Annotated in this window: 23 protein-coding genes and 4 tRNA genes; 19 read left to right on the top strand and 8 right to left on the bottom strand. The window is 58.7% G+C overall.

What is annotated here, in order from left to right; translation table 11 throughout:
• Positions 1 to 183 precede the first annotated feature (183 nt).
• The 10 genes from gltX to KGB06_RS16340 all read left to right on the top strand — a co-directional run bounded on the left by gltX (position 184) and on the right by KGB06_RS16340 (position 6,202).
• Positions 184 to 1,665, top strand: a complete 1,482-nt coding sequence (gene gltX / locus KGB06_RS16385; RefSeq protein ID WP_109633228.1) for a glutamate--tRNA ligase — start codon at positions 184 to 186, stop codon at positions 1,663 to 1,665.
• Positions 1,666 to 1,913: 248 nt separating this feature from the next.
• Positions 1,914 to 1,989, top strand: a tRNA-Ala gene (locus KGB06_RS16380).
• Positions 1,990 to 2,068: 79 nt separating this feature from the next.
• Positions 2,069 to 2,144, top strand: a tRNA-Glu gene (locus tag KGB06_RS16375).
• Positions 2,145 to 2,197: 53 nt separating this feature from the next.
• A tRNA-Ala gene (locus tag KGB06_RS16370) sits at positions 2,198 to 2,273 on the top strand.
• Between the two features lie 80 nt (positions 2,274 to 2,353).
• A tRNA-Glu gene (locus KGB06_RS16365) sits at positions 2,354 to 2,429 on the top strand.
• A 183-nt stretch (positions 2,430 to 2,612) separates the two neighbouring features.
• The gene (locus KGB06_RS16360; protein WP_007943510.1) at positions 2,613 to 3,152 is read left to right on the top strand and encodes a TetR/AcrR family transcriptional regulator; all 540 of its coding nucleotides are present in this window, start codon (positions 2,613 to 2,615) and stop codon (positions 3,150 to 3,152) included.
• Positions 3,153 to 3,183: 31 nt separating this feature from the next.
• Positions 3,184 to 4,017 carry an alpha/beta fold hydrolase gene (locus KGB06_RS16355; RefSeq protein WP_223517497.1) on the top strand — a complete coding sequence of 278 codons (834 nt, stop codon included), beginning with the start codon at positions 3,184 to 3,186 and terminating at the stop codon, positions 4,015 to 4,017.
• Positions 4,018 to 4,065: 48 nt separating this feature from the next.
• On the top strand, positions 4,066 to 4,521 hold the full coding sequence (locus KGB06_RS16350; RefSeq protein WP_223517495.1) for an acyl-CoA thioesterase: 456 nt from the start codon (positions 4,066 to 4,068) through the stop codon (positions 4,519 to 4,521).
• A gap of 155 nt (positions 4,522 to 4,676) precedes the next feature.
• Complete coding sequence (locus KGB06_RS16345; RefSeq protein WP_223517493.1) at positions 4,677 to 5,636, top strand: tRNA dihydrouridine synthase; 960 nt, start codon at positions 4,677 to 4,679, stop codon at positions 5,634 to 5,636.
• A 119-nt stretch (positions 5,637 to 5,755) separates the two neighbouring features.
• Positions 5,756 to 6,202, top strand: a complete 447-nt coding sequence (locus KGB06_RS16340; protein WP_223517491.1) for an Hsp20 family protein — start codon at positions 5,756 to 5,758, stop codon at positions 6,200 to 6,202.
• A gap of 98 nt (positions 6,203 to 6,300) precedes the next feature.
• On the opposite strand, the gene ampC is transcribed toward KGB06_RS16340, so the two are convergent.
• Entirely contained in the window at positions 6,301 to 7,467 is a 1,167-nt protein-coding gene (gene ampC, locus KGB06_RS16335) for a class C beta-lactamase (protein WP_223517482.1), read from the bottom strand.
• 162 nt (positions 7,468 to 7,629) lie between these two features.
• Between ampC and KGB06_RS16330 the strand changes: the two genes are divergently transcribed.
• Positions 7,630 to 8,508 carry a LysR family transcriptional regulator gene (locus KGB06_RS16330; protein WP_223517480.1) on the top strand — a complete coding sequence of 293 codons (879 nt, stop codon included), beginning with the start codon at positions 7,630 to 7,632 and terminating at the stop codon, positions 8,506 to 8,508.
• 129 nt (positions 8,509 to 8,637) lie between these two features.
• Here the strand turns inward: KGB06_RS16330 and gudD are convergent, their stop codons facing one another.
• Together gudD and KGB06_RS16320 are read right to left on the bottom strand one after the other, a co-directional pair.
• Positions 8,638 to 9,981 (bottom strand): glucarate dehydratase, encoded by a 1,344-nt coding sequence (gene gudD / locus KGB06_RS16325; RefSeq protein WP_223517478.1) that lies wholly within the window; start codon positions 9,979 to 9,981, stop codon positions 8,638 to 8,640.
• 21 nt (positions 9,982 to 10,002) lie between these two features.
• Complete coding sequence (locus tag KGB06_RS16320; protein WP_223517476.1) at positions 10,003 to 11,349, bottom strand: MFS transporter; 1,347 nt, start codon at positions 11,347 to 11,349, stop codon at positions 10,003 to 10,005.
• A 280-nt stretch (positions 11,350 to 11,629) separates the two neighbouring features.
• Here KGB06_RS16320 and KGB06_RS16315 point away from each other — a divergent pair, with 280 nt between their 5' ends.
• Positions 11,630 to 12,343: a FadR/GntR family transcriptional regulator gene (locus tag KGB06_RS16315; RefSeq protein WP_223517474.1), complete on the top strand. Its 714-nt coding sequence runs from the start codon at positions 11,630 to 11,632 to the stop codon at positions 12,341 to 12,343.
• A gap of 40 nt (positions 12,344 to 12,383) precedes the next feature.
• Here KGB06_RS16315 and yegQ read toward each other — a convergent pair whose 3' ends face one another.
• Entirely contained in the window at positions 12,384 to 13,709 is a 1,326-nt protein-coding gene (yegQ, locus tag KGB06_RS16310; protein ID WP_223517472.1) for a tRNA 5-hydroxyuridine modification protein YegQ, read from the bottom strand.
• A gap of 174 nt (positions 13,710 to 13,883) precedes the next feature.
• Here yegQ and KGB06_RS16305 point away from each other — a divergent pair, with 174 nt between their 5' ends.
• A complete protein-coding gene (locus KGB06_RS16305) occupies positions 13,884 to 14,945 on the top strand; it encodes an AI-2E family transporter (RefSeq protein ID WP_223517470.1) in 1,062 nt (353 codons plus the stop codon).
• On the opposite strand, the gene KGB06_RS16300 is transcribed toward KGB06_RS16305, so the two are convergent.
• From KGB06_RS16300 to KGB06_RS16290, 3 genes are all read right to left on the bottom strand, one after another.
• The gene (locus KGB06_RS16300) at positions 14,942 to 15,124 is read right to left on the bottom strand and encodes a hypothetical protein (RefSeq protein WP_223517468.1); all 183 of its coding nucleotides are present in this window, start codon (positions 15,122 to 15,124) and stop codon (positions 14,942 to 14,944) included. The genes KGB06_RS16305 and KGB06_RS16300 overlap by 4 nt on opposite strands.
• Before the next feature lie 100 nt (positions 15,125 to 15,224).
• Positions 15,225 to 15,419: a hypothetical protein gene (locus tag KGB06_RS16295; protein WP_007944773.1), complete on the bottom strand. Its 195-nt coding sequence runs from the start codon at positions 15,417 to 15,419 to the stop codon at positions 15,225 to 15,227.
• 226 nt (positions 15,420 to 15,645) lie between these two features.
• Positions 15,646 to 16,002, bottom strand: coding sequence for a hypothetical protein (locus KGB06_RS16290; RefSeq protein ID WP_223517466.1), 357 nt, complete (start codon positions 16,000 to 16,002; stop codon positions 15,646 to 15,648).
• 248 nt (positions 16,003 to 16,250) lie between these two features.
• Here KGB06_RS16290 and KGB06_RS16285 point away from each other — a divergent pair, with 248 nt between their 5' ends.
• Entirely contained in the window at positions 16,251 to 17,075 is an 825-nt protein-coding gene (locus KGB06_RS16285) for a shikimate 5-dehydrogenase (protein ID WP_223517464.1), read from the top strand.
• Between the two features lie 4 nt (positions 17,076 to 17,079).
• The gene (locus KGB06_RS16280; RefSeq protein ID WP_223517462.1) at positions 17,080 to 17,598 is read left to right on the top strand and encodes a cupin domain-containing protein; all 519 of its coding nucleotides are present in this window, start codon (positions 17,080 to 17,082) and stop codon (positions 17,596 to 17,598) included.
• Between the two features lie 131 nt (positions 17,599 to 17,729).
• Here KGB06_RS16280 and KGB06_RS16275 read toward each other — a convergent pair whose 3' ends face one another.
• Entirely contained in the window at positions 17,730 to 18,377 is a 648-nt protein-coding gene (locus KGB06_RS16275) for a YceH family protein (RefSeq protein WP_223517460.1), read from the bottom strand.
• Between the two features lie 301 nt (positions 18,378 to 18,678).
• Here KGB06_RS16275 and KGB06_RS16270 point away from each other — a divergent pair, with 301 nt between their 5' ends.
• The 4 genes from KGB06_RS16270 to KGB06_RS16255 all read left to right on the top strand — a co-directional run bounded on the left by KGB06_RS16270 (position 18,679) and on the right by KGB06_RS16255 (position 21,695).
• A complete protein-coding gene (locus KGB06_RS16270) occupies positions 18,679 to 19,419 on the top strand; it encodes a glycosyltransferase family 2 protein (RefSeq protein ID WP_223517457.1) in 741 nt (246 codons plus the stop codon).
• Positions 19,416 to 19,694, top strand: a complete 279-nt coding sequence (locus KGB06_RS16265; RefSeq protein ID WP_223517455.1) for a lipid-A-disaccharide synthase N-terminal domain-containing protein — start codon at positions 19,416 to 19,418, stop codon at positions 19,692 to 19,694. The genes KGB06_RS16270 and KGB06_RS16265 overlap by 4 nt, the downstream gene beginning before the upstream one ends.
• Before the next feature lie 3 nt (positions 19,695 to 19,697).
• A complete protein-coding gene (locus KGB06_RS16260; protein WP_223517453.1) occupies positions 19,698 to 21,107 on the top strand; it encodes an ArnT family glycosyltransferase in 1,410 nt (469 codons plus the stop codon).
• A gap of 78 nt (positions 21,108 to 21,185) precedes the next feature.
• The gene (locus KGB06_RS16255; protein WP_223517451.1) at positions 21,186 to 21,695 is read left to right on the top strand and encodes a DUF1993 family protein; all 510 of its coding nucleotides are present in this window, start codon (positions 21,186 to 21,188) and stop codon (positions 21,693 to 21,695) included.
• Positions 21,696 to 21,745: the final 50 nt, after the last annotated feature.

Raw genomic sequence — 21,745 nt, 5'->3', positions numbered from 1 at the left:
TCAGCAGGTGAATCTGTCATACAGCCGACAAGCGGTAAATGCCATTGAACGATATTCGGCCATTCACCCGGGTATACGCGCGTTGTAGGCGCAAACTTGGCTTAAATGCCCTGCTCACTGGAGCCGGGCGGGTGTCGCCTGTTACCATTCGCCCTTTGTTTTATCTTCATTTCGAGACTTGCCATGACCACCGTCCGCACGCGCATCGCGCCATCACCTACCGGGGACCCCCACGTAGGTACCGCTTACATCGCTTTGTTCAACTACTGCTTTGCCAAGCAGCATGGCGGTGAGTTCATCCTGCGGATCGAAGATACCGACCAGTTGCGGTCGACCCGTGAGTCCGAACAGCAGATTTTCGACGCCCTGCGCTGGTTGGGTATCGACTGGAGCGAAGGCCCGGACGTGGGTGGCCCGCACGGTCCTTACCGTCAGAGCGAGCGCGGCGATATCTATCAGAAGTATTGCCAGCAACTGGTTGAAATGGGCCATGCGTTCCCGTGCTTCTGCACCGCCGAAGAACTGGACCAGATGCGCGCCGAGCAAATGGCTCGCGGCGAAACCCCGCGTTACGACGGCCGTGCGCTGTTGCTGTCCAAGGAAGAAGTCGCCCGTCGCCTGGCCGCTGGTGAACCGCACGTGATCCGCATGAAAGTGCCGAGCGAAGGCGTGTGCGTGGTGCCGGACATGCTGCGTGGCGACGTCGAGATCCCGTGGGATCGCATGGACATGCAAGTGCTGATGAAGACCGACGGCCTGCCGACGTACTTCCTGGCGAACGTGGTCGACGACCACCTGATGGGCATCACCCACGTCCTGCGCGGTGAAGAGTGGCTGCCCTCGGCACCGAAACTGATCCTGCTTTACGAGTACTTCGGCTGGGAACAACCGGAACTGTGCTACATGCCGCTGCTGCGTAACCCGGACAAGAGCAAGCTGTCCAAGCGCAAGAACCCGACCTCGGTGACGTTCTACGAGCGCATGGGCTTCATGCCGGAAGCGATGCTCAACTACCTGGGCCGCATGGGCTGGTCGATGCCGGACGAGCGCGAGAAGTTCTCGTTGCAGGAAATGGTCGACCACTTCGATTTGAGCCGTGTCTCGCTGGGCGGGCCGATTTTCGACATCGAGAAGCTGTCGTGGCTCAACGGCCAGTGGCTGCGTGATCTGCCGGTGGAGGAGTTCGCTTCGCGCCTGCAAACCTGGGCATTGAACCCTGAATACATGATGAAGATCGCGCCGCATGTACAGGGTCGCGTTGAAACCTTCAGCCAGGTTGCACCGTTGGCCGGCTTCTTCTTTGCCGGTGGCGTGAACCCGGATGCCAAATTGTTTGAATCGAAGAAGCTCTCGGGCGATCAGGTTCGTCAGTTGATGCAGCTGATCTTGTGGAAACTGGAAAGCCTGCGTCAGTGGGAGAAGGACAGCATCACTGCGACGATTCAAGCGGTGGTCGAATCCTTGGAGCTGAAGCTGCGTGACGCCATGCCGCTGATGTTTGCTGCGATCACGGGGCAGGCCAGTTCGGTGTCGGTGCTGGATGCGATGGAAATCCTCGGTCCGGACCTGACCCGATTCCGTCTGCGCCAGGCGATTGACCTGCTGGGCGGCGTGTCGAAGAAAGAAAACAAGGAGTGGGAAAAACTCTTGGGCAACATTGCCTGACACCCCCATCCCTGTAGCAGCTGCCGAAGGCTGCGTCGGATTGCGAAGCAGTCCCTGCCCGGGATTGCGAGCGCTACGCACTCGGACGCAGCCTGCGGCAGCTGCTACAAGAACGGATACACCCCCCGGATTTACGGGGGGAGGGCGGTAAGTGATTGTTATGGCGACAAAAAATTTTGAAAATTGTTAAAAATAAGTTTGACAGCTTTCTGATCCGCCATTAAGATTCGCCCCGTCCTCAGCGATGAGGGGCTATAGCTCAGCTGGGAGAGCGCTTGCATGGCATGCAAGAGGTCGACGGTTCGATCCCGTCTAGCTCCACCAATTTACACTTCAAGGTCTGGCCACACCGGCCTTGAAGCGATCAACACTCAGCGTTGATCTGTTGTATAGAAGGGTTTGCGTCCCCTTCGTCTAGTGGCCTAGGACACCGCCCTTTCACGGCGGTAACAGGGGTTCGAGTCCCCTAGGGGACGCCAGTTTTACAGAAGCGATGTTGCAAGATGTCGCTCCGCCGCGAGGCGAAAAATCCGGGGCTATAGCTCAGCTGGGAGAGCGCTTGCATGGCATGCAAGAGGTCGACGGTTCGATCCCGTCTAGCTCCACCAATTTTACAGTTCAAGGTCTGGCCACGCAGGCCTTGAATCGATCAGCTCTCAGCACTGATCAGTTGTATAGAAGGTTTTGCGTCCCCTTCGTCTAGTGGCCTAGGACACCGCCCTTTCACGGCGGTAACAGGGGTTCGAGTCCCCTAGGGGACGCCACGATTACCCGCTCTGCGGGATTTTATAAGGGTCATTCAATTATTGAATGGCCCTTTTGTTTGTCTGGCGTTTGGCCAAATCCCCTATTTCTTTCAAACTGTTCTTCAGACCAGCGGTCACATCCATGACTTGCGAAAAATTATTATGAGAATAATATTCTAGTCGTAATATTCGGAGGCAACGATGAACGATAAAAAAGCTCAAACCCGCGAACGCATCCTTAAGGCTGCCAGCGCAGCGCTGATTCAGCGCGGCCCGGCAGAGCCGAGCGTGGGCGAAGTGATGGGCGCAGCCGGCCTGACCGTCGGCGGCTTCTATGCGCACTTCGAAAGCAAGGACGCCATGATGCTGGAGGCGTTCCAGCAATTGCTGGGACACCGTCGTGACCTGATTGCTGACATGGATGCGCAACTCACCGGTGAAGAGCGTCGCGCGTTGGTGGCTGCGTTTTACCTGTCACGTAAACACCGTGACTCCTCCGAATCGGCGTGCCCGATCCCGGCGTCTGTTGGCGAACTGGGGCGGCTGCCGGATGCGTTTCGTGTTGCTCTGAATGAGCATGTGGAATTGATGGTCGCGCAGTTGGCGGCCAGCCCGGAAGACACCGACAAAGCCTTGGCAGACATGGCCTTGATGGTGGGCGGTTTGGCCCTGGCTCGCGCGCTGGGGCCAGGAGAGTTGTCCGATCGATTGCTGCGTGCCGCCAAGTCGGCGGTGCAATGACCTGAAGGCAGTGGCCTGAGGAGTAAGAGCGATGAGCACGTTGAAGTGGGTTCGTGGCGTTAATGGCACCTTGGGCTGGTTCGCACCGAAACTGGTCGCGAGCAAAATGCGACTGGCATTCATGACTCCGCGAGAACTGCCTCCGCGTGATTGGGAGCTGCCGCTTCTGGCGAAGTCCGAACGAATCACGCTGCGCTTCGGCCTTTCGGCGCTACGTTGGGGGCAAGGCCCTGCCGTGTTGCTGATGCACGGCTGGGAAGGCCGGCCGACGCAGTTCGCCAGTCTCATCACCGCGCTGGTGGAGGCCGGTTATACCGTGGTCGCCCTCGACGGCCCGGCGCATGGTCGCTCACCTGGCGAAGAGGCAAACGTCGTGCTGTTCGCTCGGGCCATGCTGGAAGCCGCTGCCGAGTTGCCGCCGCTGCAAGCGGTCATCGGTCATTCGATGGGGGGCGCCAGTGCCATGCTCGCCGTTCAATTGGGCCTGCGCACCGAGACCCTGGTAACGATTGCCGCCCCGGCGCGAATTCTCGGGGTGCTGCGTGGTTTTGCACGTTACGTGCGACTGCCGCCCAAAGCACGCTCGGCCTTCATTCGGCAGGTCGAAAAAGACGTCGGCATGCGCGCAGCGGCGCTGGATGTCGCTCACTATCAACTCGACATGCCCGGCCTGATCGTCCATGCCGAAGATGACAGCTACGTGTTGGTCAAGGAATCCGAACTGATCCATGAATCCTGGTTCGACAGTCGCTTGCTGCGCCTGGAAGAGGGCGGCCATCAGCGGGTGCTGGCCGATCCCCGGGTCATTGATGGTGTGTTATCACTGTTGGCCGGTCGCAGCCTGCAATCGCGCCAATCGGCGTAAGCATCCGTTACACTGCCCCGGTCGACTTTATCTGACCGGGAGTGGGGCATGAGTTGGGATCGGGCAACGCCATTTATCATTGATCTGCAAGTGGGTGCCGAGGACATCGACGGGCTGGGTCACGCCAATAATGCCGTGTACGTGACGTGGCTCGAGCGCTGTGCCTGGCGCCACTCCCAGCGTCTGGGCCTGGATCTGGTCGAGTATCGGCGGCTGGACCGGGCGATGGCGGTGGTGCGGCACGAAATCGATTACCTGGCCGCCGCCTATGAAGAAGACGAATTGCAGCTGGCGACCTGGATCGTCGATTGGGATCAGCGCCTGAAAATGACCCGACACTTCCAGTTGAAGCGCCCGCGTGACAACACCACATTGCTGCGCGCCCAGACCACGTTCGTCTGCATCGAACTGTCGACCGGCAAGCCCAAGCGCATGCCGGCCGAGTTCATTGAAGGCTACGGCCCGGCGTTGTTGTCGCAAGAACTGAATACCACCCAAATCTAGTGTGGGAGTGAGCCTGCTCGCGATGAACGATGACGCGGTTTGTTCAGTGCACCGCGTCATCGTTCATCGCGAGCAGGCTCACTCCTGCAAGGAATCTGCGATTTCCCTGCGCAATCCAGTAAACTGCCGCACGTTTTTCGTTGAGTGTGTTTTTCATGCAAATTGCTTTGGCGCCCATGGAGGGGTTGGTCGACAACATCCTGCGGGATGTGCTGACCCGTGTGGGTGGTATCGATTGGTGCGTGACCGAGTTCATCCGGATCAACGACCAACTGCTCACGCCTGCCTACTACCACAAGTTTGGCCCCGAACTGCTGACTGGTGCCCGCACCGCGTCAGGCGTGCCGCTGCGCGTGCAATTGCTCGGTTCTGATCCCGTTTGCCTGGCGGAAAACGCCGCGCTGGCCTGTGAGTTGGGGTCTGAAGTCATCGACCTGAACTTCGGCTGCCCGGCCAAGACCGTCAACAAGTCTCGCGGCGGGGCGGTGTTGCTCAAAGAACCTGAGCTGCTCAACCAAATCGTCGAACACGTGCGCCGCGCGGTGCCGGCGCACATCCCGGTGACCGCCAAGATGCGCCTCGGCTTCGACAGCCCGGACGGCTCGCTGGTCTGCGCCACAGCCTTGGCCGAAGGTGGCGCAGCGCACATCGTGGTGCATGCGCGGACCAAGACCGATGGCTACAAACCACCAGCGCACTGGGAGTGGATCCCGCGGGTGCAGGACGTGGTCAAGGTGCCGGTGTTTGCCAATGGCGACATCTGGAGTGTCGAAGACTGGCGTCGTTGCCGCGAAATCAGCGGCGTCGAAGACATCATGCTCGGTCGCGGTCTGGTCTCGCGCCCGGACTTGGCCCGGCAAATTGCCGCGGCGCGAGCCGGTGAAGAAGTGGTCGAGATGACTTGGGCCGAGCTGTTGCCACTGATCCAAGACTTCTGGTTGCAAGCCAAGGCGCAGATGACGCCCCGTCAATCGCCCGGCCGCCTCAAGCAATGGCTGGCGATGCTGACCCGCAATTATCCGGAAGCGGTTGAGCTGTTCACCGTCCTGCGTCGTGAGACCGAACTCGATCACGTCTCGCGTTTGCTCGGTCTACAAGTCAGCGAAGCGGCCTGAAAAAATCTCGAATTAATCTCTTGAAATGCAATCAGCGGTCCTTATTTAAGGGGTACGCGATGCCGAATTCGGGTCGCGGAGACAAAAACCTTGCTGATTGTTTTCAGGAGATTTGAACCATGACTACTGCATTTTCCCTGGCCCCACTGTTCCGTTCCTCGGTAGGTTTCGACCGTTTCAACGACCTGTTCGAAACCGCGCTGCGCAACGAGCCAGGCAGCACCTACCCACCGTACAACGTGGAAAAACACGGTGATGATCAGTACCGCATCGTCGTCGCCGCGGCCGGTTTCCAGGAGGAAGACCTGGACCTGCAAGTCGAGAAAGGTGTGCTGACCATCAGTGGCGGCAAACGTGAAGCGAACGAAAGCGTGACCTTCCTGCACCAAGGCATCGCCCAGCGTGCGTTCAAGCTGTCGTTCCGCCTGGCGGATCACATCGAGATCAAGTCCGCAGACCTGCGTAACGGCCTGTTGAGCATCGACCTGGTGCGCATCGTTCCAGAAGAGGCGAAAGCCAAACGCATCCCGATCAACGGGACGCAAAAACCGGCTCTGCAGCACTAAGGCCGAGCAATGAAAAGGGCGCCATCGCGGCGCCCTTTTTTGTGCTCCTGTAGCTGCCTCTCAGGCTCGGCAGCTGCAGGGAATTGTGTTGCTCTTGGTTATTCGGTTAAGGCGCTCAGTATTGTATGGGCGATTTTGACCCGCTCCGGGTTGGGGTAGTTTTTGTTGGCGAGGATCACGATGCCGATGTCCTTCGAGGGCACAAACGCGACGTAAGCCCCAAAGCCGCCGGTGGAGCCGGTTTTGTTGAGCAACACGTTTGCCTGTTGCGGCTGCGGCGGGTTCAGCCATTGAACTTTATGAGCGTCCATTGCCATCTCAGTCGAGTTGCCAGCGAGCAGCTGATCCAGCGTGACCGGGTAATGGTAGAACTCCCAGCCTAGCCCCTGTGTCGTTTCGCCCACTGTGTAATAACCGATGTGAGTGGTGGCAATGGCTTGCTGCAAGGGTTGTTCCAGTTCGCCAGGTTGCATGTTCGCTTCAACGTAACGAAGCAGGTCCGAGGCGCTGGTTTTCACGCCATAGGCTTCGGAGTCCAGCGCGCCCGGTCCGACGCGCACAGGCTTGTCGTCCTTGTTGTAACCCTGAGCGTATAGCTCCATTTGCTCTTGCGGGACCTTGAGGTAGGTGTGCTTGAGGCCCAGTTTCGGCAGCAAGGTCTTTTCCATCAGGATATCGAACGGCTGGCCCATGCTGTTGGCGGCGAGGTAGCCGAACAGCCCTATGCTTGGGTTCGAATACAGGCGATGGGTGCCAGCAGGATAAACCGGTGTCCATTGCTTGAAGTAACCCAGCATTGTCTCTGGATGGTCAGCTTCGCCAGGGAACTGCAGCGGCAACCCGCCGGCGGTATAGGTGCCCAATTGCAGTACGCTGATGTGGTCGAATGCGCTGCCGCGCAATGCCGGCAAAACAGCGCTGGCAGGATCGGACAGGGACAGTTTGCCGTTGGCCTGCGCGTAGGCGGCCAGTGTGGCGGTGAAGGTTTTGCTGACCGAGCCGATTTCGAACAGGGTGTCTTTGCTGACCGGTTGGCGTTCTTCTTTGGAGGCCACTCCGTAATTAAAGTAATGCTGCTGGCCATTTTGGGTGATCGCAACGGCGAGCCCCGCAATGTTCTGTTCTTGCATCACCGGACCGACGGCGGCGTTGACCAGGGTTTCGAGTTGCTGGTCGGATGGTGTTGAGGCCATGCAGGGTGCTGCGCCGAGGAAAAGTGCGAAAGCACTGTAGAACGCTAGCCTTGGCAGTTTGTCTTTGTACATGTTTGATCCACTCTTCATGAGTTGTGATGATGTTAACCCGCTACACTCCATGCGCTCCTGCAAATCGGGCTACCTGACAGGTGAGCCAAATCTAGGCAGTCTGCCGAGCGGCGACAAACGACGATATTTCGGGTTAGCCATTAGAAAAATTATGGAGTTGGCATGATTCGTCCTCACTTGCCGCTGAATGCATTGCGCGCTTTCGAGGCGTCCGCGCGTCATTTGAGCTTCACTCGGGCGGCGGTGGAGTTGTTCGTCACTCCAGCGGCAGTGAGTCATCAGGTCAAAAGTCTTGAGGCTCAGCTTAATGTGACGCTGTTCAAGCGCTTGCCCCGCGGGCTGATGCTGACGAGTGAAGGTGAAACCTTGCTGCCGGTATTGCGCGAATCTTTCGACCGTATCGCCGAAACGCTTGAGCGTTTCGAGGGTGGGCATTATCGGGAGGTATTGACGGTGGGGGCGGTGGGGACGTTTGCAGTAGGTTGGCTGTTGCCGCGACTGGGGGACTTCCAGGCGAAACATCCGTTCATAGATTTGCGTCTGTCGACCAACAACAACCGCGTGGACGTGGCTGCTGAGGGGCTGGATTACGCGATTCGATTTGGCGCCGGCGCGTGGCACGGCATTGAAGCGCTACGTTTGATCGATGCGCCGTTGTCGGTGCTGTGCGTTCCCGAACTCGCCCGGCAATTGCGCTCGCCTGAGGATCTGCTGAAACAAACGTTGTTGCGTTCCTACCGCACAGACGAGTGGCCTGAGTGGTTTCTGGCTTGCGGGTTGCCGGCCAATGCACCGACCGCCAAGAGCATTATTTTCGATTCTTCGCTGGCGATGATGGAGGCCGCGCTTCAGGGCGCAGGCATTGCGTTGGCGCCGCCGCTGATGTTTTCCCGACAACTGGCTGCGGGTGCAATCGAGCAACCGTTCGCCATCGGGATCACCACCGGCAGCTATTGGCTGACCCGACTGCAATCGCGTCCCGAAACGGCAGCGATGATGTCGTTCAAGGGCTGGCTGCTGCAAGCGGCCGAAATGAATTAGCGGATGCCAACCTGTGGGAGCTGGCTTGCCTGCGATAGCGGAGTTTCAGGCGACATCATTGTTGAATGTGCCGGCGCCTTCGCGGGCAAGTCGAATCGTCGCACCGCCGCTCCTGCAAGGAGTACAGCGTCAGCGCACCAGACACGGCCGTTTGTTATCGAACTTCCAGCCCGGAATCAGAAACTGCATCGCCACGCTATCATCTCGCGCCCCCAACCCCATACCTTTGTACAGTTCGTGGGCCTTGGCCAACTGATCCATGTCCAATTCCACACCTAACCCAGGCTTCTTCGGCACTTGCACGCAACCGTCGACGATTTGCAGTGGTGCTTTGGTCAACCGCTGGCCGTCCTGCCAGATCCAGTGGGTGTCGATGGCGGTAATCTCGCCCGGCGCGGCCGCTGCAACGTGGGTGAACATTGCCAGGGAAATATCGAAGTGGTTGTTGGAGTGCGAACCCCAGGTCAGCCCCCATTCGTGGCACATCTGCGCCACACGCACCGAGCCTTGCATAGTCCAGAAGTGCGGGTCGGCCAGCGGAATATCCACTGATTGCAACTGGATCGCGTGACCCATCTCACGCCAGTCGGTGGCGATCATGTTGGTTGCGGTTTTCAGGCCGGTGGCGCGGCGGAATTCGGCCATGACCTCACGGCCCGAGTAACCGTTTTCCGCGCCGCACGGGTCTTCGGCGTAAGCCAGAACGTGGTGCTGATCGCGGCACAAGCGAATGGCTTCCTTGAGTGACCATGCGCCGTTCGGGTCGAGGGTGATGCGTGCATCCGGGAAGCGTTCGGCCAGCGCGGTGACCGCTTCGATCTCCTCATCGCCACTGAGCACGCCGCCCTTGAGTTTGAAGTCCTTGAAACCGTAGCGGGCATGGGCGGCTTCGGCCAGGCGCACCACGGCGTCAGCGGTCATGGCTTTTTCATGGCGCACACGAAACCAGTCATTGTCGGCGTCCGGTTCGCTGCGATAGGCCAGGTCGGTTTCGTTACGATCACCGACGTAAAACAGGTAACCGAGCATCTTCACTTCGTCACGCTGTTGCCCTTCACCGAGCAGGGCAGCAACCGGCACGTCCAGATGCTGGCCGAGCAAGTCGAGGAGGGCGGCTTCCAGGCCGGTGACTGCGTGAATGGTGATGCGCAGGTCGAACGTCTGCAAGCCGCGACCACCGGCGTCGCGATCGGCAAAGGTCTGGCGCACTTGATTGAGGATCTTCTGATATGTACCGATCGGGCTGCCAACCATCAGTGCGCGGGCGTCTTCCAGTGTCTGACGAATACGCTCGCCACCCGGTACTTCACCGACACCGGTGTGTCCGGCGTTGTCCTTGAGGATCACGATATTGCGGGTGAAGAACGGGCCGTGGGCGCCGCTCAGGTTGAGCAGCATGCCGTCGTGTCCGGCTACCGGAACCACCTGCATGCTGGTGATGATTGGGGCTTTTGCGGAGTCTTGTGGGTTCATTGTTTTGTCCTTGAAAAGTGATCAGGCGTGGGTGCGCGTTGGTTTGCCCAGCGCAACGGCCGGTGCGGTTTTCGGTGTGTTGCGGGCGGCAAAGACAATGATCGCGGCGATGATCGAGGTTGCGGCCAACCCGTACAGTCCGCCCTGAATCGAGCCAGTGTGTTCCTCCAGAAAGCCGAAGGTAGTCGGTGCAACGAAGCCGCCAAGGTTACCCACCGAGTTGATCAACGCGATCACCCCCGCGGCAATCCGCGCGTCCAGATAGGCCTGCGGAATCGGCCAGAACAGCGACGAGGCGGATTTGAAACCCAGCGCCGCAAAGCAGATCGCAACAAAGGCAAAGATCGGCCCGCCTGTGGTTGACATGAACATCCCGGCGGCAGCAATCAGCAGCGCAGCGGCGACCCAGGCTTGTTGGTGTTTCCATTTGGATGACAGGGAAGCAAAGGCATACATGCCGACAATCGACAGCAACCAGGGGATCGAGTTGAACAACCCAACCTGAATGTCGCTGAGGTCGCCCATCTTCTTGATGATGCTCGGCAGCCAGAAGGTCGCGGCGTAGATGGTCAGCTGGATGAAGAAGTAGATCAGGCAGAACAGGATGATCTGGCGATCCTTGAGCAGTTTGCCCAGCGACGGTTTGATCGGTGTCGCGGCTTCGCGGGCCCGTTGTTCGTCGCCGATGGCGTTGACCAGCGCATCCTGTTCTTCGCGGGTCAGCCATTTGGCGTCGTGGGGTTTGGAGTCCAGCCAGAACCAGACGAACACGCACAGCCCGACCGAAAACATTCCTTCAATGAAGTACATCCATTGCCAGCCGTGCAACCCGAAGCCGTTGAGTTGCAGGAGCAGACCAGACAGCGGGCCGGAGATCAGCGAGGCCATCGCCGAGCCGCTGAGAAAAATCGCAATCGCCTTGCCGCGTTCCACGCCGGGCAACCAGCGAGTGAAGTAGTAAATCACTCCCGGAAAGAACCCGGCTTCGGCCACACCCAGCAAAAATCTCAGGATGTAGAAGTGGGTTTCGTTCTGGATGAAGGCCATTCCGGCGGCCACCAGGCCCCAGGTCAGCATGATGCGGGTCAGCCAGATTCTCGCGCCGACTTTTTGCAGGAGGATGTTGGAGGGGACTTCGAACAGCGCGTAACCGATGAAGAACAGGCCGGCGCCGAGGCCATAAGCGGCGGCACCAATGCCTAAGTCATGCTCCATATGCGCGCGGACGAAGCCGATGTTCACGCGGTCGATGTAGTTGACGATGAACATGATGACGAACAGCGGCAAAACATGGCGTTTCACCTTCGAGATGGCGGACTTCAGGACCGAATCGGCGCCGTGGTGCATCCCTGATACGGATGTATTCACTTGGTTTTCTCCCACTGATTATTTTTATGCGGGGTGTGGCTTGTGCTGCGTTGTTGATAGACATCATACAACTACATTTTTTTGTTCTGCAAGCGTCTGTGCCCAACAAATTGGTGGTGTTTAGGCATTTTTTGATTCTTTTTTTATTTTGCTTAAGCCGTGGTGGTACGCAAATAAGGCGCAGTTGTTGAGTGTTGTCATACAAGTTTTGCGCTGTTTTATAGAGAACCCAACCCAGTGCGGTGCTACGATTCCGTGAGCCCTGCTTTCGGAAATCGCCATGCAACATGACCTCGACACGCCTGTCCCCAAGCGCAGCCACAACCTCGCTCACGACCTGGTGGCCAAACTGACCCAGAGCATTCTTCTCGGCCAGATGCTGCCGGGGGACAAGCTGCCGTCGGAGAACTCAATCGTTCAGGAACACGGGGTCAGCCGCACCGTGGTGCGCGAGGCGATCTCGAAATTGCAGGCGTCGGGGCTGGTGGAAACCCGGCATGGCATTGGCACGTTTGTCATCGAACGCGCGCCGGAGCAGGGCTTGCGGCTGAATGTCGATACCGCACTGGGGGTGCGCAGCATTCTGGAGTTGCGCATGGGGCTGGAAACCCAGGCTGCCGCGCTGGCGGCGACCCGTCGTACGGAGCAGCAACTGGCGCAGATGCGTGAAGCGCTGGACGACTATCAGCGCTTGCTGAGCAACAACGACAGCTGCGTCGAAGCCGACAAGCGCTTCCATCTGTTGATCGCCGAAGCTACCGGCAATGTGTGCTTCACCGAGATCATGCAGCATCTGGGCAGTGCGATGATCCCGCGAACCCGCGTCAATGCCGCCGAGCGTGGGGCGGCGGATTTAAGCAAGCTTGGGCAACTCGCCAACCTTGAGCACGAGGCAATTCTCAACGCGATCAAGCGCCAGGATCCGGACGCGGCGCGAGCAGCGATGTGGCTGCACCTGACCAACAGCCGTGACCGCTTTTCAGCGAGTGGCTGAATATTGTGGCGAGGGGGCACGTCGCACCATTGATGGGTTTTCAACTCGCGCTGACATCGCGCATCAACAAGCCAAACTTCAGGTCCACCCCGTCCGGAATCGGTAAATACACCGTGTGCCCATCCCCCGGGGCCACTTCAATCGGCTCGCCTCTAGCGTTTTGCAATTGATGCAAATCGAAATGGAAGTTGCCCTGGGGTGTCATCAACTCCATGTGATCGCCCAGGCCAAAGCGGTTCTTCACTTTGACCTCCGCCAGCCGCTCACGCCGCTCACCGGTCAATTCACCGACAAACTGCTGTCGCTCCGACACCGAGCTGCCGTGCTGATAATTCTGGTATTCGTCATGCACATGCCGACGCAAAAAACCTTCGGTGTAGCCGCGCTGGGCCAATGACTCCAGATCGGTCATCAGGCTACGGTCGAATTCACGGCCGGCGACGGCATCGTCGATGGCCCGGCGATACACCTGCGTGGTGCGGGCGCAATAGAAGTGGGATTTGGTTCGCCCTTCGATTTTCAGCGAGTGCACACCCATGAGCGTCAGGCGCTCGACATGTTGCACGGCGCGCAGGTCCTTGGCATTCATGATGTAAGTGCCGTGCTCGTCTTCGAAGGCTGGCATCAGCTCGTCCGGCCGATTGGCTTCCTGCAACAGGAACACCTGGTCGGTGGGGGCGCCGATGCCCAAGGTCGGTTCGGGCTGGTACTGCTGGACTATTTCGCCGAGCTGATTTTCCGTGGCCTCTTGCGCCGAATACTTCCAGCGACAGGCGTTGGTGCAACTGCCCTGATTGGCGTCGCGCTTGTTCATGTAACCCGACAGCAGGCAGCGCCCGGAATACGCCATGCACAACGCGCCGTGGACAAACACTTCCAGCTCCATGGCCGGCACCTGCTGGCGGATTTCGCCGATTTCTTCCAGGGACAGTTCCCGCGACAGGATGATCCGGCTCACCCCCTGTAGCTGCCAGAACTCGACACTCGCCCAGTTGACGGTGTTGGCCTGCACGGATAGATGAATTGGCATCTGTGGGAAGTGCCGACGCACCAGCATGATCAAGCCCGGGTCGGACATGATCAGCGCATCCGGCGCCATGGCGATCACCGGCGCCAGGTCCTTGAGGAAGGTCTTGAGCTTGGCGTTGTGTGGTGCAATGTTCACCACCACATAAAAGCGCTTGCCCTGGGCCTGGGCCTCCTGGATACCAAGGGCCAGGTTGGCGTGATCGAATTCGTTATTGCGCACCCGCAAGCTGTAGCGCGGCTGGCCGGCGTACACCGCATCGGCGCCGTAAGCAAAGGCATAACGCATGTTTTTCAAGGTGCCGGCGGGGGCGAGCAGTTCGGGGGCAAGGGGAGTCATGGCAATGTCAGTCGCAAAAGCCTGGAGCGTAATCGTCTTGCGCCTGGAGTTTATTGATCTGGATCCAGGCTTTGTGAACAAACGCATGGCACTCGCGCGAACCGTGGAGGACTAAGCATAAGGACAGCTCAACTTATAAGAGCCTGTGTCCCTGCGCACTGACACGGATCGGACATGAACGAAAAAACCGTACGGAACAAATCGCTGGTGATCTTGCTGGGGCTGGTCACTGCCGCGTTCATCTGGATCTTGCTGCCGTTTTACGGCGCGGTGTTCTGGGCGGTGATTCTTGGCATTCTCTTTGCGCCGATGCAGCGTCGACTGCAATTGAAGCTGGGCTGGGAGCGCAACCTGACGTCGCTGCTCACGCTGAGTATCTGTCTGGTGATTGCGATCCTGCCGGTGATCATCCTCGGTTTCTTCCTGGTTCAAGAGGGGGCGATACTGTACAAAAACATCGAAAGCGGTGAGTTGGACATCGCAGGGTATGTGTCGCACTTCAAACACAGCCTGCCGCCGTACTTCCAGCATTTACTCGATCGGTTCGGGGTGGGGGAGCTGAGCGGGCTGCGGGAAAAAATCATCAAGAGTGCGGTGACGGGTAACGAGTTTTTCGCCACGCAGGTGTTCAGTTTCGGCCAGGGTACGTTTGATTTTGTGGTGAGCTTTTTCATCATGCTCTACCTGTTGTATTTCTTTCTGCGCGACGGCGCCGAGTTGGCGCGCGAAGTTCGCGCTGCCGTGCCGTTGCAGGAGCACCAGAAACGTCGGTTGCAACTCAAGTTCAATCGGGTGGTGCGGGCGACGGTGAAGGGCAACCTGCTGGTGGCAATTACGCAGGGCGCCTTGGGTGGCTTGATTTTCTGGTTTCTGGATATACCGAGCGCGTTGCTCTGGGCGGTACTCATGGCGTTTTTGTCGCTGTTGCCAGCGGTGGGGGCGGGGATCATCTGGGCGCCGGTGGCGGCGTTTTTCCTGCTCAGCGGGGCGATGTGGCAGGGCGTAGTGTTGGGGCTGTACGGGATTTTTGTAATCGGTCTGGTGGATAACGTGCTGCGACCGATCCTGGTGGGCAAGGACACCAAGATGCCGGACTATCTGATCCTCATCTCGACCTTGGGTGGTCTGGCGATCTTTGGCCTCAACGGCTTTGTCATCGGGCCACTGATCGCCGCCTTGTTCATGTCCAGTTGGGCCATTTTCCTTGAAACCAAACCGAAGGTGCAGCTGCCTTAAGCGCTTAGCTGGCCTTGGCCGAGACGTTGCGACAAGGCCTGGGCGTCCGGCAGCGAGGTGAGCGGACCACTGATCGCTTCACCGTCCTGCACCAGGTACCAACAGGCGAGCATTCCCAGCGCTCTAAGCGGGGCGGGAACGGCGCTGCCAACAACGGACATGATTTGAACCTGGGACATAAGTACCTCCATCAATCGATGGGGCTACCTTACGGACGTGGCACTAAAACGGAAAATCAACGCTTTCGATAGTCGTCATTGACGCCGGTGACTGTTCGCCTCAGTCGACGACCAGATCGAGCATATGAACCACTTCGTGCTCATTTAGCAGGCCTTTGCGCACCAGGTTTTCGGCCAGCAGTGAAAGGAACTTGGCGCTGCGATGGCCTTCCAGGTGCTTGAGTTCGGTCAATGCGTTGTACACCTTGCTGGAAGTGCACAAACCGACAATGCGGTGCGGGTTTTGTGTGGGCATGAGGTCGTCCTTGTTGTTATTGACCTGTTGTTTGCGGACAGATCCAAGCTTGCGGACCTGACATGACATAAATATGACTGTTTGGCGCAAGGCGGGGATGATTCAAGTCAATATTGCCAATTTGAATCACCTACGCTGTCCCCACAGCGACATTGACGCGATTTATCCAGACGTTCGCCGACGAACGGTTATAAAAAAGCCCCGCTACTGAGGCGGGGCTGGGTGATTACCAGTGACCATAACCGTGGCCATGGCCATGGCCATAGTAACCGCGTGGCGGGCCGTAATAACGCGGCGGGCCGTAGTAAATCGGTGCAGGGGCGTAGTAGACCGGTTGTTGCACGTAGACCGGCGCTGGTTGGTAGTAAACCGGTGGCGATTGGTAATAAACCGGTTGTTGTTGTACATAGACCGGTCGATTGGCGTTAATCAGGGCCGAACCGAAGATGGCTGAACCGACGAGCGCGCCATAGATCGCTGGACCTTGCCAGCAGTTACCACAACCACCGCCATGGGCTTGCGCCTGCCCTGTGATAGCGAGTGCACCGATCAGCAAGGCAACTGCAGGAATTTTACGGATCATGATAATTCCTCGGCTCTTCGCCCCGGCGCTTGCGTCTGCAATAGACCCAAGGATTGTCGCGGGGGATACCTCTAAGACAGCATTTTTTCGAAAATCAGCACGGCCGTCGGGTAAATTTTGTGTAAGGTCTGTACCGGTTTCCTGACGGGCCCGCGCTATCTCGCGCTGCCTATACAGTAATGATCGAACAGACCCGATGGAATGGCTAATCCCGTCCATCTGAAAGTGCTGTTGAAGGAGAAAGTTTCATGCAGATGAACCCCAATCGAGACACCCAACTGTGCATGTCGCTGTCCGCGCGCCCCGGTAACTTCGGCCTGCGGTTTCACAATCATCTGTATGAACAACTGGGCCTTAACTTCTACTACAAGGCCTTCAGCAGCCAGGATTTGCCCGGTGCCGTGGGTGGCATTCGCGCTCTGGGTATCCGTGGCTGCGGCGTGTCGATGCCGTTCAAGGAAGCGTGCATCGCACTGGTGGATGAACTCGACGCCTCGGCGGCGGCCATTCAATCGATCAACACCATCGTCAACACCGACGGTCATTTAAAGGCCTACAACACCGATTACATTGCCATCGAGCAACTGCTCAACACCCACGAAGTCCCCAAGGATTCAACCTTTGCCCTGCGCGGCAGCGGCGGCATGGCCAAGGCTGTGGCCAGCGCATTGCGCGACGGCGGCTACAAAAACGGCTTGATTGTCGCCCGCAATGAACACGCCGGGCGTGCATTGGCTGAGTCGCTGGGCTATCAGTGGCAAGCGGAACTGGGCGCACAGCGGCCGCAAATGCTGATCAACGTCACACCGATCGGCATGTCGGGCGGTCCGGAGGCCGATCAACTGGCGTTCGATCCTGAAACCATCGCCGCAGCCGAGACAGTCTTCGATGTGGTGGCGATCCCTTCGGAAACGCCACTGATCGTGCGGGCGCGCGCTGAAGGCAAGCGGGTGATCACCGGGTTGGAGGTTGTCGCGATCCAGGCGCTGGAGCAATTTGTGCTGTACACCGGTGTTCGGCCGACGGATGAGCAGTTTCACAACGCTGTGGAATTTGCCCGCAGCCAGGAGTAGTCCCATGCATCCGCGCATTCTCAACCTGAACCAGATTGATCTTGAATCATTGCCCGAAGCCTTGGCGCCCACGGGCGACACGGCCGGCCGCTATCAGCAGCGAATGGCCCGCGTCGGTCAGCAACTGGGCGCGCAGAAGCTTGGGTATCGGTTGTATGTGCTGGAACCGGGTATGCGAGGCAGTCCGTTTCACAGTCATCGGGTCAACGAGGAGATGTTTTATGTCGTGGCCGGGGAAGGTGAGATTCGTCTCGGGACCGAGCGTTTCCCGATTCGGGCCGGTGACGTGATCGCTTGCCCGACGGGGGGCCCGGAAACGGCGCATCAAATCATCAACACCAGCAACGCTGAACTGCGCTATCTGGCGGTCAGCACCCAGCAATCGCCGGAGATCTGCGAGTACCCGGATTCCGGCAAATACGCGGTGATGGATGACTTCAAGGTGGATGCCGAGGGCAATGCATCAGGCTTTGTCGCCATCGCCCGGCCGGGCGACGGCGTAGATTACTGGGACGGTGAGTAGCTACAGGCGCCATCAATTCAATGTGGGAGTGAGCCTGCTCGCGATGAGGCCAGCACATCCAAATTTGATGTTGACTGACACTCCGCCATCGCGAGCAGGCTCACTCCTACAGTTATAGATTTGTGGCTGGTTTATTCGAGGCGGGCCAAGCGCTCTTCCAGCGCGGCAATGCGCGCTTCAAGTTCTTCGATTCGCTCAATCGATACGCCGCTACCGGCGCCGCGCTCAACCGGATTCTGCCGCGCTGCCAGGATAACCTCGATATCCGCCGGATCCCCCAGCGCATGCATATACCGGTCCTCGCGCTGCCCGGCCTGGCGCGGGATCAACAACGCCAACCCCCGAGCAATTAAACGCTCCAGTTGATGAACCACCTGTTCGGCATCTTCAAATTCATGCATGCGCCCGCTGCGGGTCAGCAGTTCATTGACCGTTTGCGGGCCGCGCAAGAACAACAACCCGGTCAGAATCACCTGAGCCGGCACCAACTCCAGGGCCTTGTCGACCTTGTGTTCCCAGCGATCGGCGCGACTGCCCATCACCAGTTTAGTGAGCCCGCGTCCTTCCAGCGCCCGCAGGCTCTGGCCGACCTGGCCCTGCGTCAGGTTCATCACCGGTTCGCGGCTGGTTTTCTGGTTGCAAGCGATCACCAGGGCGTTGAGGGTCAGCGGATAGGTCTCCGGGCTGGTGGCCTGCTTTTCGATCAGCGAGCCCAAAATGCGGATTTCCGTGCTGTTAAGCCGCGGCTCGTCGAAGGTCGTCTCTTGCTCAGTGCTCATGGTGGCGCATCCTTACCCTGTTCATGTTTTTCACTTGCGTGAATGCACTTTAGATTGGCGAGCGCCAATGGCAACAGAATTCGTCGTGCTCCCGGGGAAACGATGACGAAACCGTGATGAAATCTTAACGCCATTTTTACAATCTGACGGGCACCGTATGCGTGCTCGCGCCAGTGCTAATCGCTGTGGCCCGCAGGGATGCACCGCTCCAATCAACTGACCCATGCATCGAGTCTCTCGGTGTAGGCCACCTTTATTCGCCTCCGATAACTGAAAAATCAATAAGGGCGAGAGAGACTCCATGAGCCAAGACATTTTTGTATCCGTACTGATTCCCGCCAAAAACGAAGCCAACAACCTCAAGCCCCTGCTTGAGGAAATCCGCGTGGCCCTGGCTGACGAGCCCTACGAAATCATCGTCGTCGACGATGGCAGCACCGATGCCACCCTGCATGAACTGCGGCAGATCCGGAACAACGGTCTGAGTGCATTGCGCATCCTGCACCATGAGCGCTCGCTGGGGCAGAGCACGTCGCTCTACCACGCAGCGCTCGAGGCGCGCGGACACTGGTTGGCCACCCTCGATGGCGACGGGCAAAACGATCCGGCGGACATTCCCGGCATGCTGGCGCTGGTGCGCGGCAAACCTGGGGCGAGCGACGTGCAATTGGTGGCCGGGCACCGGGTCAATCGCCGCGATACCGCGAGCAAACGCTGGGCCTCGCGTTTCGCCAATGGTCTGCGCCGCCGCTTGCTCCAGGACGCCACCCCGGATACTGGTTGCGGCTTGAAACTGATCGAGCGCGCTGCATTTTTGCGTCTGCCGTACTTCGACCACATGCATCGCTTTATTCCCGCTCTGATCCAGCGTCATAACGGCCGAATGATCGTCCATCCGGTCAACCACCGCCCGCGCACCGCCGGGGTGTCCAAGTACGGCAATCTCGACCGTGCCCTGGTGGGCATTCTCGACCTGGTTGGGGTCTGGTGGCTGATCAAGCGCACGCGCCTGAACACCCATGCGAAAGAGATCGAAGGATGAACCTTTCCCGCGAAGCCTTGTGGCTGGTGGTCGGTTTTGTCGGCCAGATCGCCTTTACCGGCCGCTTTGTCCTGCAGTGGCTGTACAGCGAATACAAAAAACGCAGCGTGATCCCGGTGAGTTTCTGGTACCTGAGCATCGTTGGCAGCACGCTTTTGCTCGCGTACGCCATTTACCGGGAAGACCCGGTGTTCATCGTCGGCCAGGCCTTTGGCACTATCGTTTACTTTCGCAACTTGCAGTTGATCGCCAAAAGCAAAAACCTGAAGGAGTAGGTCATGCGCGGATCGTTATCGACCCGAAATATCACGTTGATGGCGGCGGTCGCCATCGCACTGCTGTTTTTCTGGGGACTGGGCAGCGTACCGTTTCTCAGTGTCAACGAGGCTCGCCGCGCCGTCACCGTGCGTGAAATGCACGAAGCCGGGAGCTGGCTGCTGCCGTACATGAACGGTGATTTGTACCTGTCCAAACCGCCGTTTTTCTATTGGGTCGGCCTGGTATCGACGGCCGTGCTGGGCAGTGTGTCCGAGTGGAGCGTGCGCCTGCCTTCGGCGCTGGCGGCGACTTTGTGCTGCCTCGGTACGTATTGGTACGGCGTCCGGCAGGCGGGGCGTCAGGTCGGCTTGTTCGCCGTGGTGTTCCTGGCCGCAAACGGCGCCTTCAGCCTGTTCGCCCGCCGCTCGGAAATCGAGATGCTGCTGACCCTGCTGTGTTTCGGCGCGTTGCTGGCGGCGTGGCAGTTCATCTTCCAGCAGGGCCGGGTGCTGTGGAGTCGTCTCAGCTACCTCCTTTTAGGCTGCGCGCTGCTGACCAAAGGGCCGGTTTGCCTGTTGTGGGTGACGGCGCCGATCCTGACTTACGCTTTGATCTACCGTGATGCGCGGGCCAAAGCCTACCTGTGTGACGGTTGGGGTTGGCTGCTGGCCCTGGTGCTGGGCAGTTCATGGTACGTGGCGGTGTCGTTGAGTCAGGGCTGGGGCATTTGGGCATCGATTATCAGCGAAGACATCGTGAAGAAGATCGACGGGCAGGGCGCCGAGGCGTGGTACGCCTATCTGTTGTATCTGGCCGGTGATTTCTTCCCGTTCTGGCTGATTGTGTTTGTACAGCCGCGCAAGTTCTGGGCAATGATCCGTTCGCGCCGTGAGGCGGCCATGCTGCTGTGTTGCACGCTGCTGCCACTGCTGGTCTTTTCCATGTTCACCGAAAAACACGGCAAGTACCTGTTGCCGGTTTACCCGTCGATGGCCTTGCTGCTGGCCATGCACTGGACGGCAGTGCTCGAAGACATGAAGGGGCGCTGGCGAACCTGTCTGGCCACGGTTCCCTATGTGATGCTGGCCGGGTTTGTGGTGTTTTATGTGTTTGTCGAAGCGCGGGTGCTGTCTCACCGCTTCGGCGGTCTGGAGCAGGTCGCCACACTGGCCGCCGGGCAGCCGGGCCAGAAGGCCTACAGCGTCGGTGAACCGGATATCCGCCTGGTTTATTACATGGGCCGACCGGTTGCGCCGCTGACGCTTGCGCAGTTGCAAGATGATGCGCGCCCGGCAGGGCTGCTGTTCGCGCAAGAGCCCCTGGATCCGCAATTGCAGAACCTGGCGTCGTGCAAAGTCGGTGAAGTCGACTCCTATCTGAAACCGCACCGCGCTGCACTGCTCGTGCGCATGGGTGGGGACTGCCACTGAAAAAGACCCGTCGCAGGAGGGGCGGGCACGGCTATAATCCGCCGACGTTTTCCCCTCCTGTCACCACACGAGACTGCCATGACCATTTCCCTGTACGACGCTTCCGTTCCTGTTTTCAAGCAAATGCTCACCGCCCTGAGTGACGTGCTGAAAAAAGCCGAAGCGCACGCTACCGAAAAGAACATCGACCCGAACGCGTTCCTGCAAGCCCGCCTGTACCCGGACATGTTTCCGCTGGTGCGTCAGGTACAGATCGCCGTTGATTTCGCCAAAGGCGTTTCTTCGCGTCTGGCCGAAGCTGAAATGCCGAAGTACGAAGACACCGAAACCACCTTCGCCGAGCTGCAAGCACTGCTGACCAAGGTTCTGGTTTACATCGCCGAGATCAAGCCGGAGCAGATCAATGGCAAGGAAGGCATCGAGATCGTTACCCGTCCGGGCACTCCGAAAGAGAAGCGCTTCAGTGGCCAGGCTTACCTGCTGAGCTACGGCCTGCCGCAGTTCTTCTTCCACGTCACCACTGCGTACGCGCTGCTGCGTCACAACGGTGTGGAAGTGGGCAAGCGCGATTACATGGGCGCGTTCTAAACCGTCCAGGTACAAAAAAGCCCCCGCAGCCTTGGGTTGCGGGGGCTTTT

The sequence above is a fragment of the Pseudomonas sp. GL-B-19 genome, from assembly GCF_019956415.1.
GTDB lineage: Bacteria > Pseudomonadota > Gammaproteobacteria > Pseudomonadales > Pseudomonadaceae > Aquipseudomonas.
The sequence above is the reverse complement of the archived record's forward strand: the minus strand, read 5'-3'. Positions and strand labels throughout refer to the sequence as shown.